This is a genomic window from Streptomyces sp. NPDC018693 (genome assembly GCF_044391385.1).
Lineage (GTDB): Bacteria > Actinomycetota > Actinomycetes > Streptomycetales > Streptomycetaceae > Streptomyces.
Genome location: NZ_JBIRZZ010000016.1, coordinates 139,575 through 157,430, shown reverse-complemented (window position 1 = coordinate 157,430; position 17,856 = coordinate 139,575). Strand labels below are relative to the sequence as shown.

Genomic DNA, 17,856 nt, shown 5'->3' with positions numbered 1-17,856 from the left:
GCCTCGACGTTCCGGGCTCCTCCACGGCCGACGGCACACAGCTCGTGCTGTGGGACTGCCACGGCGGCTCCAACCAGAAGTGGACCACTCTGACCGCCGGATGACCCCCCACTCCCGGGTTCCGAGCCCTCTCCGGGCTCGGAACCGGGAGGACACCGGTGCCGGGTCCCGCTGGGGACGGCACCGGCTGCGATCAGCTCATACATGGCAGGACAGGAAGAAGGCCCGCCAACTGGTGGCGCCGGGCGCCTTCAAGGCCGAGGTCGCGCATCAGCCGGGCGACGGTGCACCGGCCACCGGTATGCCTTCGCGATGCAGTAGAGACACCTGGCAGCTGTGGTCACGACTCGCCCTCACCTTCAGGGCGTGAAGACGGTGGGACGGGGCGCGGTGGGCATGGTGGCGCCGATGAAGAAGCTGGGGTGCGGGGGCTGGTTGTAGGCGGTGTTCTGCCAGGCCAGCGCGGTGCGGTACATCGTGTCGTGGAGCAGTGTGGTGAAAAGAGCGGTGGCGGCGGCGAGACCGCCGATCAGTCGGGGACGCCGGAGCAGGTCGGTCACGATTGACCTCCACTGTGGGGGCGGTGGGGGTGTGGGAGCGCTCCCAGGGAAGGTGAGCGTAGGAAGGCCCTGATACTTCGTCAAGGTTTCTGTCCAAGCCGGGGTTCGACCTTGTTCGGATCCGTGTATTCGGGTACCGCGTCGAAATCGCCCGGCTCGTCGCCGGTCGACCTGACACTCTCCGCGTTCCTCCCCGCCGCCCCACCGCGCTCCCGGGTTAGCTTTCCCGGGACCGGTGCTCGGGCGCCGCGCGACACGGACACGGGCATGACAGCCGTGGGTCGTCGCGGGTCCGGGCGGTGGCTGCCGAGCGACGGGGGAGTGCGGTGGTGGTCCTGGGGTGGAGGTTCCGTGCCCTCGTCGCCGCGCACGCGGTGTCGGCGTACGGCACCTTTCTGAACCTGATCGCCCTGAGCCTGTTCTCCTACGAGGTCACCGGCACCGCCCTCGGCGTCGCCGCGTTGATGGCCACCCGGCTGCTCTGCGGAGTCGGCGCCGGTCTCGTCGCCGGGCGACTGCTGACCAGGGTCACGCGCCGCACCGTGCTGATCGGCACGGACCTCGCCCAGGCCGCCGCCATGACCGTGCTGGCCCTGTGCGCCGCGCACCCCCCGCTCCGGCTGCTCCTCGCCGTGACGGTGGTCATGGGCGCGGGCAACACGCTCTTCAACGTCGCCCTGCGCAGCGCGGTGCCCGTGATGGTGGGCGCGCGGGGCCGGGTCCGGGCGAACGGCGTCCTGGTCAGCGCACGGTCCGTCGCCACGGTGCTCGGCTTCGCCTCGGCGGCACCCGTCATCGGACACAGCGGCTACGCCGGGGCGTTCGCCGTCAACGCCGCGAGCTTCGTCGTGTCCGCCGCGGCGGTCATCGCGCTGCGGCCCCGCACGGACGAGGCGCCGAGCCACGCCCCGACGGCGAGCGCGCCCCGGCCGCGCCGCCGCACGGCGGGCCTCGGCGGGCTGCTGCTCGGCATGGTCCTGCTGCGGGGCGTCGACGCCCTGGCGTCCTCCTCGCACAACATCGCCCTGCCCGTCGTCGCGCACACCGGCGCGCCGTCCGACCCCGCCGGGTTCATGACCCGGTTCTGGGCGGCCTGGGCGGTGGGCACCTTCCTCGCCCACCAGGTGCTCAAGCGCCGCCGGCACGACACGGCCTGGAGCGAGCGCGCCTTCGCCGTCGGCACCTGCGTGATGTCGCTGTCGTTCACCGCCGCGTTCACCGGGCTGCCCGCCTGGGGACTGGTGGCGGCGGCCGCGGCGGCGGGGTTCGCGGACGGCAGCACCGAGATCGTCTACACCTCACGCCTTCAGACCGCCCCCGACCAGGAGCGCAGCCGGCTGTTCGGCCTGTCCGCCATGGCCGAGACGACCGGTTTCGCGCTGGGCACCGTGGCCGCGGGCGCGGCACTGGAGGCTCTGCCCGCCCCGGCCGTCGTGGCCGTCTTCCACGCCATCGCCGTATGCGGAGCGGTCGCGTTGTTCACCGCCGCCGGCAGCGGCACGGGCGGGTGCCCGCCGTCATCCAGCGCACAGGAGAGAGAGGACACGCATGGAACGCGTACGGGGGCAGGCTCTGCTCACGGGTCCTGAGCCGGAGTACACCGACGACGATCCGCGCGACGCCGTCCAGGCGCTGCTGCGGACCGCGGACACCGCCACCGGGGCCGGGGTCGTCACCCTGCACCCGGACGGCGCCACCACCTCACGGCCCTATCCGGAACTGCTGGCACGGGCCCGGCGACTGCTCACCGGACTGCGGGAGCACGGCGTGCGCACCGGCGACACGGTCGTGCTGTGCGGGCTGCCGCTCGCCGAGTTCTTCCCCGCCTTCTGGGCCTGCGTCCTCGGCGGCGCCCGCCCCGCGTCCCTCGCGGAACGCCCCGCACCGGGCTCTCCCGCGCTGGAACGCCTGCGCCACGCCTGTACGGCACTGGAACCGGCGCTGGTGCTCGCCGACACGGCCGACACCGCGACAGCCGCACAGGCCGCCGACGCCGCGCGCGTCGTCGCCGTCCAGGACTGCCTCGCCGACACGCCCGCGGACGAGCTGACCGAGCCGGACCCGGCCGACACCGCCCTGCTGATGCTGTCCTCCGGCAGCACGGGCGCCCCCAAGGCGGCACGGCTGACCCACGCCGGACTGGCGGACTTCGCCGCGAGCACCCGGCGGATCCTGGACGTCCGCCCGGACGACACCATGGTCAACTGGCTGCCCGTCGACCACAGCGGGGCGTTCCTGCTGTACCACGTGCTCGCCGTCTTCACCGGGAGCGCCAACGTCCACGCGCCGACCGAGCTGGTGCTGGCCGAACCCCTGCGCTGGCTCGACCTCCTCCACGAGCACCGGGCGCAGCACAGCTGGGCGCCGACCTTCGCCTACCAGCTCGTCGCGGAGGAACTCGCCGCACAGCCGGCCTCGCACCGGGACCTCGGCGGTCTGAAGTCCCTGCTGTGCGGCGGCGAACAGATCGCGCTGCCGGTGCTGCGCCGCTTCCTCGACGCCACCGCCGGGTACGGCGTCCGCGAGGAGCACATCGTGCCGGCCTGGGGCATGGCCGAGACCGTCACCGCTGTCACCCACGGCAGGCTGGACCGCCCGGGCACCGTGCACCGCCTGATCGAGAGCGGCCCGGGCGGCGATGTCGTACCCGCCGACGACGACACGCCCGGGGACCGGTGCGTGACCTTCGTCGCGGCCGGCTCGCCGGCGCACGGGGTCACCCTGCGGATCGTGGACGACCACGGCGAGGTGGTGCCCGAGGGCAGGGTCGGCCGCCTCCAGGTGCACTCGGCGACCCGCCTCACCGCCGGGTACGTCAACGACCCGGAGGCGGACACGGCCGCCTTCCCCGCCGGACGGGACTGGCTGGAGACCGGCGATCTCGCCTTCCTCGACGGCGGCCAGGTCGTCATCACCGGCCGCCGCAAGGACCTGATCGTCCTCAACGGGCACAACGTGCACAGCCACGAGGTCGAGGAGGCCGCCACCGCCGTCTCCGGTGTCCGGCAGGGAGAGGTGGCCGCCTGCGGCGTCCCGGCACCGGACAGCGGCACGGAGGAACTGGCCGTGTTCTTCGTGAGCCGCGGCGCCGAGGAGGACGCACGCATCACCCGGGAGGTGAAGGCCGCCCTGTTCGCGCGGCTGCACCTCACGGCCACCCATGTACTGCCCGTACCGGAGGCGGAGTTCCCGAGAACACCGGCCGGCAAGGTGCGCCGCGCCGCGCTGCGGGAGCGGCTGACCGGCGGCACACCGTCCACCGGGGCCGACGTACTGCGGACGGTGGGCGAGGAGACCGCCGCGGTGCTGGGACGCCCGGCCGACACGGACGTCCCCTTCTACGAACTGGGCCTGACCTCCGTGCACCTCACCCGGCTGCGCGCACGCCTGGCCCGGCGACTGGGCACACCGATCCCCCAGACGGCGCTCTTCGAACACCCCACGGTCGCCGCCCTCGCCGCCCATCTGTCCACCCGGGCACCGGACGGGACGGACCACGCCGGCCCGCCTGCGGGAGACACGGCGGCGGATCACCGCATCGCCGTCGTCGGGATGTCCCTGCGCTTCCCGGGCGCCGACTCGGTGGAGCGGTTCTGGACCAACCTGCGCGACGGCGTGGTCAGCGTCCGGGCCCTCGGCGAGGACGAACTCGCGGCCGCGGGCCTGTCCCCGCAGCAGCGGCGGGCCCCCGACCTGGTGCCCGTCGCCGGGGCCCTCGACGGCGCCGAGGACTTCGACGCGGAGTTCTTCGGCATGAGCCCCAAGGAGGCGCACCTCACCCACCCCGCGCACCGGCTGTTCCTGGAGTGCTGCCACCAGGCCCTGGAGGACGCCGGCTACGCGGCCACCGGACCGGACACCAGGATCGGGGTCTTCGCGGGCTCGGGCATGAACCTCTACGACCACCAGCAGGAGCGGGTGCACGGCGGGACGGACGACCTCGTCACCGGCATGCAGAGCACCATCGGCCGGCAGCCGGACTTCCTGGCCACCCGCGTGGCCTACCGGCTCGGGCTCACCGGCCCCGCCATCGGCGTCCAGACGGCCTGCTCCACCTCCCTGGTCGCCGTACACCTCGCGATCCAGGCGCTGCTGACCGGCGAGACGGACCTGGCCCTCGCGGGCGCCGCGGCCGTACACCTGCCCCAGGGGACCGGCTACCGCAGCCACCCCGGTTCGATCCTGTCGCCCACCGGACGCTGCCGCGCCTTCGACGCGGACGCCGACGGCACCGTGGGCGGCAACGGTGTGGCGGCCGTGCTGCTCAAACGGCTCGACCGGGCACTCGCCGACGGCGACACGGTGCACGCGGTGATCCTCGGCTCCGCGATCAACAACGACGGCGCGGACAAGGTCGGTTTCAGCGCCCCCGGCCTCGCCGGCCAGGTCGACGTCGTACGCCGGGCGCTGCGCAGGGCGGACGTCCCCGCGGAGACCGTCTCGTACGTGGAAGCGCACGGGACCGGCACCCGGCTGGGCGACCCGGTGGAGTTCGAGGCGCTCGCCCGGGCGCTGGGCGAGGACACGACCCGCACCGGGTTCTGCGCGGTCGGCTCGGTGAAGCCGAACATCGGGCATCTCGACAGCTGCGCCGGAATGGCCGGACTGATCAAGACGGTGCTCATGCTGCGCCACCGCACCCTGGTCCCCACCCCCCACCTGACCCGCCCCAACCCCGAACTCCGCCTCGACGCCGGCCCTTTGACGCTGAGCACGGAACTACGGCCCTGGACGGCACCGGGCGGCTCGCCGCTGCGGGCCGGAGTGAGCGCCCTGGGCGTGGGCGGCACCAACGCCCACGTGGTCCTCCAGGAAGCCCCGCCGCGCCCCTCGGCTCCGACGGCGCAACGGCCCGTCCTGGTACCGGTGTCGGCCCGCGACGAGGAAGCGCTGGCCGAGCTCACCACGGCGCTCGCGGACCGGCTGCGGCAGCGGCCGGACCTCTCGGCCGCCGACGTGGCGGCCACCCTGGCGCTGGGCCGACCGCACCGCGCCGCACGGACGACGGCCGTCGGCCGCACGGCCGGGGAACTCGCCCACGCCCTGGAGAACACTCCGCTCCCGAAGGCGGAACCGCCGCTCGGTCCGCTCGCGTTCGCCTTCCCCGGACAGGGCAGCGCCCGCCTCGGCATGGCGAGCGGCATCCACGCCACGCTCCCGGCCGCCCGGCAGGTGCTCGACCGGTGCGAGGAGGTCTACGCGGCCGAGTTCGGCGGCAGCCTGCTGGCGCTGCTGCTGAAGGAGCCGGACGCGCCGGACGCGCCGGACGCCGTGTGGCCGACCGAGACCGCCCAGGCCGCCCTGTTCGCCCACCAGGCGGCACTCGCCGAGGTCTGGCACGACCTGGGCGTCCGCCCCGCGCTGCTGCTCGGCCACAGCATCGGCGAGTACGCGGCCCTGTACGCCGCGGGCGCCGTCACCCTCGACGACGGTCTGCGCCTGACCGCATGGCGCGGGCGGCTGATGCACACCCTGTGCCCGCCGGGCGGCATGCTCGCGGTCAGCGCCGACCCCGACACCGTCCGCCGTATCGCCCGGGCCGCCGGAGCCGAACCGGCCGCCGCCAACGGACCCCGCGCCCAGGTGATCTCCGGCCCGCCGCAGGCCCTGCGGGAGGCGGCACGGCTGCTCGGAGAGGAGGGGCTGCGCGGACGGGCGCTGCCCGTGGACCGGGCGTTCCACTCCGCCGCCGTGGAGCCGGCCCTGCACGAGTTCCGTGCCGTGGCCGGGCGGGTGACGTACCGTCCGACCCGTGTCCCGTTGGTGACCACGGCCGACGGCGCGGCGCGCCCCGCCGGGTGGACCGTCGACGCCGACCACCTCTGCCGCCATGCGCGGCAGCCGGTCCGCTTCGACCTGGCCATGGCCACCGCGGTCGCCCAGGGCTGCGCGGACTTCCTGGAGCTGGGCGCCGGGGACACCCTCACCGGCCTCGGCCGGCACTGCGCTCCCGCGAGCCGCTGGCTGCGCGGACAGGGCGGGGGCACCCAGGGCACCGACCAGGCGCACGGACTGCTGACCACGCTGGGCCGGCTCTACGGCAGGGGAGCCGAGCCGCGCTGGCACGCGGTCAACGGCGGCGGGGGGCGGGTGCCGCTGCCGGGCCACCCGCTGCGGAGGCGTCCGCTGCCGTTCGACGACGGACGGTCCGGTCCGTCTGTACCGTCGGCCGCGCCCGACGACGGACGGTCTCGTCCGCCCGTATCGCCGGCCGCGTCCGACGACATACGGTCCCGCGCGTCGGTACCGCCTGCCGATGCCAGTGATCTCCTCGGCGTCGTACGGGAGTTGACAGCCCGGAAGCTGGGCTGCGACGCCTCGGAGGTCACACCCGACGGCTCCTTCTTCGAGCTGGGGGCGGACTCCCTCTCCCTGATGGGCATGACGACGGACCTCCAGCAGCGTTTCGGCGTCCGTGTCCCGGTCCGGGAACTCTTCGACTCGGCCGACACGCCCCGCAAGCTGGCCGAGCACCTGGCGGGCCTGCGCGGGGGCCGGCCCGAACCCACGGAACCGGCACCAGCACCGGCACCGGTACCCACGGAGACGGCACCAGCACCGACACCGGTACTCACGGAGACGGGACAACCCGAACTGCACGACCTGTTCGCACAGCAGCTGAAGCTCGCCCAGCACCTCGTCGACCAGGTGACCGACGTCATCTCCCGCCAACTGGACGCCCTGACCCCGCCCACCGCACCGCCGCCGGACCGCACTGAGCCGGTGCCCACTCAACCGCAGCAGGAGCCGGAGCCCACCACCGGCCCCGACTTCAGCCTCTACTTCTTCGGCGACTACCCCCAGGACAACAACAGCGGCGACAAATACGCGCTGATCATGGAGGCGTCCGAGTTCGCCGACCGGAGCGGCTTCCACGCCCTGTGGTTCCCGGAGCGCCACTTCAACTCCTTCGGCGCCCTGTTCCCCAACCCCTCCGTGCTCGCCGCCGCGCTCGCCGCCAGGACCAGCCGCATCCGGCTGCACGCGGGCTCCGTGGTCCTGCCCCTGCACCATCCCGTCCGTGTCGCCGAGGAGTGGTCGGTCGTCGACAACATCTCCGGCGGCCGGGCCGGTCTGTGCGTCGCGAGCGGCTGGCACGCCACCGACTTCGCGCTCGCCCCGCACCACTTCGGCCGGCACCGCGAGGTGATGTACGAACAGCTGGACACCGTACGCCGGCTCTGGTCGGGGCAGCCGGTCACGGTGACCGCGGGCGACGGCGAGACCACGGAGGTACGCCTGCACCCGCACCCCGTGCAGCCGAGCATCCCCCTGTACGCGGCCGTCGTCGGCAACCCCGACAGTTACCGCCGGGCGGCCGCCGCCGACCTCGGCGTGGTCACCAACCTGATGACGCAGACCGTCGAGCAGCTCGCGGAGAACATCGCGCTGTACCGCCGCACCCGGGCCGAGCACGGACTCGACCCCGCGGCGGGCCGGGTCGTGGTCCTGGTCCACACCTACCTGGGCGACGACGCGGCACGCGCCCGTGCCGAGGCGTACCGGCCCTTCGTGTCGTACCTGCGCTCCTCGCTGTCCCTCTTCGACCAGGTCACCAACAGCCTCGGATTCGACGTCGACCTGGACAACACCCCCGAGGAGGACGTGGAGTTCCTGCTCGGCCGGGCCTACGAGCGCTACTGCGCGTCACGCGCCCTCATCGGCGACGAGCGCACGGCCGCCGAGACGGTGCGCCGTCTGACGGCGGCCGGGGCGGACGAGATCGCCTGCTTCGTCGACTTCGGCGTGGACCGGGACCGGGTCCTCGCGGCGCTGCCGGTGCTGGACCGGGTGCGGCGCGGCGCGCGGGACGACACCATGGCCCCGGCGGGGCCGGACCGGCCGCGGCGGGCGCCGCTCACGCCCGCGCAGCGCCGCATCTGGTTCCTGGAGCAGTTGCATCCGGGAACCCGCATGTACCACGAGCCCAAGGCGATCCGCCTCGACGGCCCGCTGGACGTCCCCGCCCTGCGAGGCGCGCTGCAACGGGTCGCGGACCGGCATCCGGCGCTGCGCACGGTCTTCGGCGACGAGGCCGGAGTCCCGTACCAGGAGATCCGCCCCTACGTCCGGCTCGACTGCCCGGTCGACGACCACACCGGGGCCACGGAGGAGGAGGCGCTGCGCGCCACCCTCGCGGACGAGCGGCACCGGCTCCTCGACCTGACCACCGGGCCCCTGGTCACGGCCCGGCTGCTACGGCTGTCCGAGGAGCGGCACCTGCTCTTCCTGATGGCCCACCACATCGTGTTCGACTCACCGTCGACGACCGTGCTCATCCGCGATCTCGCCGCGCTCTACCGCGCCCGACCGGACGGCGACCCCCAGCTGCCGCCCCTGCCCGAGCCGGTGCCGGAGCCGTTGCCGGACCCCGCCTCCCTCGACTTCTGGCGCCGCGAACTGCAGGGCGCACCTGACCTCGACCTGCCCACCGACCGGCCCCGCCCGCCGGTCAGATCGGGAGCCGGCGCCGGCCTCACCCATGGGCTCGACGCCGAACTCGTCGGACGACTCAGGGCGTTCGCCGCCGAGCACCGCGTCACCCTGTTCATGGTGCTGACCGGTGCCGTCGGCGCGGTGCTGGGCCGCTTCGCGGACCGGCGGGACGTGGTGCTCGGCACCGCTGTCGCCACCCGCCCCGCCGGCGCCGAGGGGCACATCGGCCTCTACCTCGACACCGTGCCCCTGCGGATGGACCTCAGCGGCGATCCCGACTTCCCCGCCCTGCTCCACCGGGTACGGGCCGCCACTACCGCGGCCCTCGAACACCGGGGCGTCCCCTTCGACGAACTGGTCGGCGCGCTGAACCCGCGCCGCGACCCCGGCCGCAACCCGCTGTTCCAGGTGATGGTGGAGTACGAGAACGAGGGCGAGGCCGACTTCGACCCGCCCCGGCTGACGGCCACCCTGCTCGACACGCCGAGCGCACGCGCCCCGTTCGACCTCAGCGTCTACTTCACGCACCACCGGGACGGCGTGCGGTTCATGGTCGAGTACGACACCGCCCTCTTCGACGAGAGCACCGTACGCCGCTTCGTGGACTACGTGGAGCACACCCTGCGCCGCGCCCTCGACAGGCCCGGCGCGCCGCTCGGTGACCTGACCGCCGTGACGGACGCGGACCGCTGTGCTCTGGCCCGGATGGGGCACCTGGACGAGCCGTCGGCCCACGACACGGACCGCGTCGCCCTGGCCCGGACGGGGGAGTCGGACGAGCCGTCGGCTCCCGGCGCGCCGGGCATCCTGCACGGCCTGTTCGAGGCGCAGGCGCGCCGGACGCCGGACGCCGTCGCCCTGATCAGCGGTCGGCAGCACCTCACCTACGGGGAGTTGGAGGCAGGCGCCAACCGGCTGGCCCGGCAGCTCCGGCGGCGCGGCGCGGCTCGCGGCGAACGCGTGGCGGTGCTGCTGCCGCGCGGCCCGGAACTGATCACCGCCCTGCTGGCCGTACTCAAGAGCGGGGCAGCCTATCTGCCCCTCGACCCCACCCTGCCCACCCGCCGGCTCGCCACGCTCCTGGACGACGGCGCCCCCGTCCTCCTGCTGACCTGCGAGTCCGCACGCGCACGGCATCCGGAACTCGGGGCACGCGTGCCCGTGCAGCGGACGGACGAGGTCGACGCCGGCCTCCCGGACGGGCCGGTGCCGGACGGGGTACGCCCCGAGGACCCCGCTTACTGCATCCACACCTCCGGCTCGACCGGCCATCCGAAGGGCGTCGTCGTACCCCACCGGGGCCCGGCCAACCTCGTCCAGGCACACCTGCGGGAGCATCCCGCGCTGCGCACCCTGCAGTGGACCTCGCCCGCCTTCGACGTCAGCGTGCAGGAGATCTTCACGACGCTGGCCTCCGGAGCCGCGCTCGTCCTGATCGACGACGAGGTACGGCACGATCCCGCGGCCGTGGCCCAGGCGGTACGCGACCACGGGGTGCAGCGCCTGTTCATGCCCTGCACCCCGCTGAAGTACCTGATCGAGACCGGCCCCGAGCTGCCCACCCTGCGCGAGCTGTTCTCTGCCGGCGAGGCCCTGCAACTGACGGACGCGTTCCGTCGCTTCCTCGCTGCCCACCCCCGGTGCGTGCTGCACAACCAGTACGGACCCACCGAGACGTCGATCATCGTCACCTCGCACCGGGTCGACCCCGAGGGCGAGGAATGGCCACCGATCGGTGCCCCGGTCCCCGGCGCCCGCGTCCGTCTGCTGGACGCGTCCGGGCGGGCGGTCCCCGTGGGGGCAGTCGGTGAGATCCACGTGGGCGGCGTCCCCGTCGCGTCCGGCTACCTGGCGCGGCCCGAGGAGACGGCGGCCGCCTTCCTCCCGGACGGCACCGGTGAGGTGTGGTACCGGACCGGGGACCTGGCGCGCTGGCGCACGGACGGCACCCTGCAGTACCAGGGCCGCGCCGACGACCAGGTCAAGATCCGTGGCCGACGGGTCGAACCCGCCGAGGTCCGGACCGCGCTCACCGCGCTGCCCGGGGTGCGCGACGCGGCCGTGGTGTCCCGGCGCGACCGGCACGGCGAGGCGGAACTCGTCGCGTATGTGGTTCCGGCCGTACCGGACGCCGAACTGCGCCGACTGCGCGCCGCCCTCGCCGCCGAACTCCCCGACCACCTGGTGCCGCGCCACTGGGCGAGCCTGGACCGGCTCCCCGTGAACACCTCCGGCAAGCTCGACCGGCATCGGCTGCCCGCCCCCTTGCCCGGCGCCGGCGGCGAGGACCTGGAGTCGGAGGAACTCCCCGCCACCCGGCTGGAGAAGATCCTGCACGAACTGTGGTGCGACGAACTCGGCGCCCAGCAGGTCCCGGTGACCCGCTCGTTCTTCGAGCTCGGCGGACACTCGCTGAGCGCGATCCGCCTGCTGCACCAGATGACGGACGAGCTCGACACCGAGCTGACCATGGCGGAGTTCTTCCTCGAACCGACCATCCGCGGCGTGGCGGCACGCTGCGAACGCGCCGCGGCCGCGGACCGGGTGGTGGACACCGCGCCGATGACCGCCGCCCAGCGCCGTCTGTGGCGCCGCCACCACGAGCGCACCGACCCGAGCGTCTACAACATCGCCCACCGCGTCGACGTACGGGGCGAGCTGGACCCGCCACTCCTCACCCGGGCCCTGCGGGACCTGGTGGCGCGCCATGACGCCCTGCGCGGCAGGACGGTACGGCGCGACGGGCAGTACCTGGTCGAGATCCTGGCCGAGGTACCGGTGGACCTCCCGGTCACCGATCTGTCGGCCCACGCCGACGACGCCGCGTTCGTCGAGCGGTGGTGCCAGGAGCAGGCGTCCGAGGCGTTCGCGATGGACCGCGCGCCGCTGTTCCGCTTCCGCCTGGCGCGACTCGGCCAGGACCGGTGGGTGCTGGTGACCGTCTTCCACCACGCGGTGTCCGACGGCTGGTCCATGGGCATCGTCTGGCGGGAGCTGGGCGAGCTCTACGACGCCCTGCGGCGCGGCGAGGACACCGCGCTGCCCGCGCCCGCCGTACGGTTCACCGACTGCGCCCGCGCGGAACACTCGCTCGGCGGTGAACGCCGGGCCCGGCTGGAGCGGTTCTGGCGCGCCGAACTCGACGGCGTACCCCTGCGCCCGGCGCTGCCCTGCGACCGGCCCCGGCCCGAGCGGCTGTCCGGCCGGGGGGCCCTGCACCGGTGGGTCATCGGCGGTGACACACCCCAGCGGGTCGCGGACACCGCGGCCCGGCTCGGCACCACCCCCTACGCCGTGCTGGCCGCGGCGTTCGCGACCTGGCTGGGGAGGGTGTGCCCGGACGATCCCGCCGACCTGGTGCTGGCCGCGTCCAGTGCGAACCGCACCCGTCCGGAACGGGCCGATGTGGTGGGCCTGCTGGGTGACGCGGTGCTGCTGCGGGCCCGGCTCGGCGCGGCGCCCACCTTCGCCGACCTGGTGACCCAGCTGGGCAGCACGCTCTTCACCGTGCTCGACCACCAGGAGCTGCCGCTCAACGACGTGGTCGAACTCGTCGCGCCCGGAACCGGGGACACGCTCTTCCCCACCGTGCTGTTCACCGTGGTCACCACACCACCGCCCGCCCTCGACCTGCGGCCGGCGGCGGCCACGGTCCGCGCCCTGCCCACCTCGGGAGTGGCCCGCAACGAGCTGTACGTCGTGCTGGAACCCCGGGGCGACATCATCACCGCCACCTTCGAGTACTCCACGGACCTGTTCACGCCCGCCACCGTCGATGCATGGGCGGCGGGGCTCACCCGGACCCTGGAGGAGGTCACGAGGGACCCGCACGGGCCCCGCGACGGTGTGCGGGGGTGACGAGCGGAGGAGCCTGACAGCCCGCCGGCCCGGGCCTGGTTCAGTCGGCGGGCAGGGCGAACCACCGCAGATGGACCGGCCGGGCGCCGGGCGGGGCCTCCTCCGGGCCGCGGGAGAAACGGGCGAGGAGTTCCAGATAGGCGTCGTGGAAGGCGTCGACCTCCTCGGCGGTGAGGTGGCTCAGGCTCCGCGAGCCCCGCAACCACGCCTGCGCGTCGGCCTGTTCGGCGGTGAACCGCCGTACGAGCTCCATGTCCTCCTCGGCCCGCATCCGGTCGAGGGTGGTCGCGACGGCCCGCTCGCTCTCGGTCATCCCCTCCTGCGGCGGCCGCCGTACGTCCCGTCCGCGCACCGCCCGCCACCAGCGCTCGCGGCCGCTGGGGCGGTCCGGGGCGTCCTCGATGAACCCGCCGCGCTCCAGCTGGCGCAGGTGGTAGCTGAGGGTGCCCGTGTTCTCGCCGAGGGCCGCGGCGAGGGTCGTCGAGGTCGCCGGTCCGTGGATGCCGAGATGGCGCAGGATCTTCAGCCGCAGCGGATGGGCCAGGGCCTTGAGGGCCGCGGGGTCGCTGACGGTCCGGCTCTCGGGCTGCTGTTGCCGCTCCTGTTCGCTCACAGAGGAATACTACAGGTGATTCTCTGCAGAGCTTTCTCTGCAGAGAATTCTCTGTAATGCTGGGTCGCAGAGCGACAGCACTCCTAGTGACCGATGTGATCTGCGACCCGGAGGACGCCATGTCTCACCCCACCCGTACGGCCGCCGCCGTCCCCGCGCGCCGGGCCCGACGCCTCGCCCTGACGGCGGCCGCGCTGGCCGTGCTGAGCGCGGGCGCGACGGCGGCTCCCGCCCACGCCGGCACGGCCGGGGCGGACTTCGACTTCGCCGCCTGCCCGGCCCTCACCGCGCTGCCCGAGGGTGCGGATCCTGCTGCCTGGCGCTGCGAGGCCATGACGGCCGACGCCCGCCTCACCCTCGGCCGCATCGACCAACCGCTCGCCGACGCCATGACGATCACCTTCGCCGAGGGCACGGACAACGGCGAGTACCGCCAGGTCTTCGGCGCGATGACGGCCGGACCGACCCGCGTCCGGGGCACCGCCCTGACGATCACGCCCGAGTACGGCGGCCGGTCCGACTTCCACTCCGACGACGAGCGCCGGGGAGAACTGGACCTCACCTTCCGCCTCGGGGGCCCCGGGGTGCCGCCGGGCTGCTCCATAGGCACCGACGCCGAGCCCGTGCGGCTCGTCCTCAAGGAGACGGTCCCGCCCCGTGTCGTCACCCGGGAGCCCCTGGTCGTCGGCTTCGGTGTCGCCGACCACGCCTTCACGGCCCCGCGCACCTCGGGCTGCGGTCTCCTCGGTCCGGTGCTCGACGCGGTGCTCGGCCTTCCGTCCCCGGCCGGCGCCAACTTCCTCGACCTGGAGGCGAGGGTGGCCTTCCGGGCCTACGGAGAGACCGCCGCGGGCTCCTGAGCGACCGCGCCCGGCGGTGTGTACCCGGCTCACGCGCCGTGCCATCGTGGTCGAACGGGCGTACGCGGAGGTGGACCGTATGAGCGAGGCCGACCCGGGGCTGTTCACCCCGTCCTCGGTGACCTGGCAGCTGCACGCGGATCCGATGATGTGGATAGCCGGGGTCCGGGCGCTCTACCTTCAGGCCCTGCACCCCCGCGCGGTGCGCGGTGTCCTGCAGAACTCCGACTTCCGGCGTGACGCCTGGGGCCGGCTGATGCGCACGGCGAACTTCGTCGGCACCACGACATACGGCACCACCGAGGCCGCCGAGCGGGCCGGCGCCAGGGTGCGGAAGATCCACCGCATGATCTCGGCGACCGACCCGGACACGGGGGAGCGGTACGGCGTCGACGAACCCGGGCTGCTGCTGTGGGTGCACTGCGCCGAGATCGACTCCTATCTGCACGTCGCGCGCCGCTCCGGATATCCCCTGAGCGACGCCGCAGCCGACCGCTATCTCGCCGAACATCGTGTCAGCGCCCGCCTGGTGGGCCTCGACCCCGACACCGTGCCCGCGACCAGGGCGGAAATGGAGGCGTATTTCGAGAAGGTGCGGCCCGAACTCGCCGCCGGAGAGGAGGCGCACATCGTCGACGACTTCCTGCTCCGTCCGCCGACGCACCCCCTGCTCGTCCCGGCGCGCGACGTGCTGTGGCGGCGCGTGGCGAGGCTGGCGTACGCCTCCCTGCCTCCGTACGCCCATGAGCTGTACGGCAGACCGGCCCCCGAACCCGCCGTCGTGACCCGCCGGTTGCGTGCCACGGGTGCCCTGCTGCGCCGCGTTCCCGCACGTCTGCGCTGGCAGCTGCCACCGAAACACATCCTGCGGGCCATGGCCCGGCTCGGTCCACAGGCCCGTCCGGCCCCGTACAAAGTGGGGCGAGTGCTCGCCATACTGGACGAGCCAGCGGAGGGCCGGGCGAACGGGGGCGACGGCACGCCATGGGGGACAGCAGGCTGATCCAGGGCCGCTACCGACTGCTCGAAACGGTGGGGCGCGGCGGCATGGGCGAAGTGTGGCGGGCGCGGGACGAGTCGCTCGGCCGGCAGGTCGCCGTGAAGTGCCTCAAACCGCCCGGCCCGCAGCACGACGCCGCCTTCACCCGGGTGCTGCGTGAGCGGTTCCGCCGGGAGGCACGGGTGGCCGCCTCGCTGCAGCACTGCGGGGTGACGGTCGTCCATGACTTCGGTGAGAGCGAGGGCGTGCTGTTCCTCGTCATGGAGCTGCTCGACGGGCGCGACCTGTGCCAGCGGCTGGAGGACGGCGGGCAGCGGCCGCTGCCTGTGGCCGACGTGGTGGAGATCGCCGACCAGGTCGCCGCCGCGCTCGCCTACACGCACCGGCAGGGCGTCGTGCACCGTGATCTCAAGCCCGCCAACATCGTGTGGCTGGCCGACCGCACGGTGAAGATCTGTGACTTCGGCATCGCCCGACTCGGCCACGACATCGGGCTGACGTCCCGGCTGACCGGCACCGGTGTCGCCATCGGCACCCCGCACTACATGTCCCCGGAGCAGATCGGCGGCACCGAGGTGGACCAGCGCAGTGACCTGTACTCGCTGGGCTGTGTGCTGTACGAGATCGCCACCGGGGCGCCGCCGTTCGACCTCGACGACCCGTGGGCGATCCTCGTCGGCCACCGGGACACCGTGCCCCGGCCGCCCCGCGAGCTCCGCTCCGAGCTGCCCGACTACCTGGAGCGGATCATCCTGGACCTGCTGGCCAAGCGGCCCGAGCAACGCCCGCACGACGCACGGGAACTGGCCCGGCGCATCGACCTGGGCCGCACCACCCCGGTTTATGTCCCGACGCTGGTGACATCCCGACCCGACCTCCGCCCACCCCACCCACACGCCCCCGACCTCCGGCCGTTTGACCCACATGCCCCCGGCGTCCAGCCGTCCGACCCGCGTCCGTCCGACCCGCGTCCGTCCGACCCGCGCTCGCCCGACCCCTGCCCTTCCGCTTTGCAGTCGCCCCACCCACGCGCCGCCCCCGGCCTGCGCCCTCCCGACCCGCGCCCTGCCCACCCGAGCTTTCTCGACCTGCGGACCGTCGACCCGGCCGCCGACGCACCGCCGTTGCCGTCGTGGACCCGGGGTATGACCACCGGCCACAAGGCCACCGGTCCCGGACCGCATGGCACACCGCCCGACGCGGGCGCCGGGCTGACCGGCACCTGGACACCCCGGTCGGCCCCGACGGCCGTCAAGGCGGCGCCCGCCCCGAAGGAGCCGCCCGCCGAGGTGCTCGCCGAGCTGGCGGGACGTCACCGCACCGGCCTCAGCCTGGCGCGGCTCGGACGCTGGGCGGAGGCCGGGCAGGTGCACCGTTCGGTCGCCGCGGAACGGGCCCGGCTGCTGGGCCCCGATCACCCCGACACCCTGGCCAGCCGCTACGAGGTCGCCTTCGCTCTCAGCCGCACCGGCCGCGCCGCCGACGCCCTGCGCGAATACCGGCAGGTGACCGCGGTCCGTACCCGGGTGCTCGGCGCCGACCACCCGGACACGCTCGCCGCCCGCCAGGAGATGGCGTATGTGCTGGGCCAGTCGGGACGGCCGGCCGAGGCGCATCAGGTGTACACCTCGGTCCTGGCCGCCCGGCTGCGCACCGCGGGCCCCGACCATCCCGACACCCTGCGCTGCCGCCACAACCTCGCCTTCAACCTCGGCCGGCTCGGCCGCACCGAGGAGTCGTACCGCATGGCCTGCGAGGTCGCCGGCGCCCGCGCCCGGGTGCTGGGCCCCGAGCACCCCGACACGCTCGTCACCCGCTACGAAGTGGCCTACGCCCTCGGCCGGTCGGGGCGCTGGGCGGACGCGCTGCGGACCTACCGGGAGGTGGCCGCCGCCCGCGCCCGCGCCCTCGGCCCCGACCACCCGGACACCCTCGCCGCCCGCTACGAGACCGGCATCAGCCTGGGCCGCCTCGGCCGCAGCGAGGAGGCGCTGCGGCTGTACCGCGAGCTGATCGACGACCGCGCCCGGGTGCACGGCCCGGCCCACCCGGAGACATTGCGCGCCCGCCACGGCCTCGGGGTGAACCTCGGCCGCCTCGGCCGCTGGGAGGCGGCCCTCGCCGAGGCTCGCGACGTGTGCGCGATCCGCGGCCGCGTCCTCGGCCCGGACCACCCCGACACCCTGGTCAGCCACCGCGAGGTCGCCGTCGCCCTGGGCTGGCTGGGCCGCTGGGCCGACGCCCTCACCGAGTACCGGAGGGTCGCCGCCGTTCGCGAGCGCGTCCTGGGCTCCGACCACCCCGACACCCTGGCGGCCCGCGACGACGAGGCGCACTGCCTGGAGCGGCTCGGCAGGAGGGCGCAGGCCGCCGGACTCCACCGCAGGGCGGCGGTGCTGCGGCGGCGCCGGCAGGCGGGCGGGGCGTGAGACCGGCACGGCGGGCAGCGGACCCGAGCCGTCCGGGGCGGGCCGGTCGCGGGCACCGCCGTCCGCCCGCGCCTGTCTGGCCGATGTGGATCACCGCGTG

The 17,856-nt window shown here is 74.2% G+C and carries 7 protein-coding genes and 1 pseudogene; 6 read left to right on the top strand and 2 right to left on the bottom strand.

All coding sequences use genetic code 11. The features are described 5' to 3' along the window. Positions 1-104 (top strand): RICIN domain-containing protein (locus ACH5AC_RS31755; RefSeq protein ID WP_398865712.1); only part of this gene is annotated, 104 nt, incomplete at its 5' end. A gap of 255 nt (positions 105-359) precedes the next feature. On the opposite strand, the pseudogene ACH5AC_RS31750 reads toward ACH5AC_RS31755, so the two are convergent. Then, positions 360-500, bottom strand: a pseudogene (locus ACH5AC_RS31750) (hypothetical protein); the annotation flags it as partial. A 359-nt stretch (positions 501-859) separates the two neighbouring features. On the opposite strand from ACH5AC_RS31750, the gene ACH5AC_RS31745 reads away from it, so the two are divergent. Both ACH5AC_RS31745 and ACH5AC_RS31740 read left to right on the top strand, forming a co-directional pair. Next, on the top strand, positions 860-2,149 hold the full coding sequence (locus ACH5AC_RS31745) for an MFS transporter (protein ID WP_398865701.1): 1,290 nt from the start codon (positions 860-862) through the stop codon (positions 2,147-2,149). Next, the gene (locus tag ACH5AC_RS31740; protein ID WP_398865700.1) at positions 2,109-12,854 is read left to right on the top strand and encodes an amino acid adenylation domain-containing protein; all 10,746 of its coding nucleotides are present in this window, start codon (positions 2,109-2,111) and stop codon (positions 12,852-12,854) included. The genes ACH5AC_RS31745 and ACH5AC_RS31740 overlap by 41 nt, the downstream gene beginning before the upstream one ends. 40 nt (positions 12,855-12,894) lie before the next feature. On the opposite strand, the gene ACH5AC_RS31735 is transcribed toward ACH5AC_RS31740, so the two are convergent. Beyond that, positions 12,895-13,467, bottom strand: coding sequence for an ArsR/SmtB family transcription factor (locus ACH5AC_RS31735; RefSeq protein ID WP_398865699.1), 573 nt, complete (start codon positions 13,465-13,467; stop codon positions 12,895-12,897). An 86-nt stretch (positions 13,468-13,553) separates the two neighbouring features. Here ACH5AC_RS31735 and ACH5AC_RS31730 point away from each other — a divergent pair, with 86 nt between their 5' ends. The 3 genes from ACH5AC_RS31730 (at position 13,554) to ACH5AC_RS31720 (ending at position 17,756) form a co-directional block, all read left to right on the top strand. Next, positions 13,554-14,327 carry a hypothetical protein gene (locus ACH5AC_RS31730; RefSeq protein WP_398865698.1) on the top strand — a complete coding sequence of 258 codons (774 nt, stop codon included), beginning with the start codon at positions 13,554-13,556 and terminating at the stop codon, positions 14,325-14,327. A gap of 79 nt (positions 14,328-14,406) precedes the next feature. Further along, the gene (locus ACH5AC_RS31725) at positions 14,407-15,330 is read left to right on the top strand and encodes an oxygenase MpaB family protein (protein WP_398865697.1); all 924 of its coding nucleotides are present in this window, start codon (positions 14,407-14,409) and stop codon (positions 15,328-15,330) included. Then, positions 15,312-17,756, top strand: coding sequence for a tetratricopeptide repeat protein (locus ACH5AC_RS31720; protein WP_398865696.1), 2,445 nt, complete (start codon positions 15,312-15,314; stop codon positions 17,754-17,756). Before ACH5AC_RS31725 ends, ACH5AC_RS31720 begins: the two co-directional genes overlap by 19 nt. The last annotated feature ends 100 nt before the right edge of the window (positions 17,757-17,856 follow it).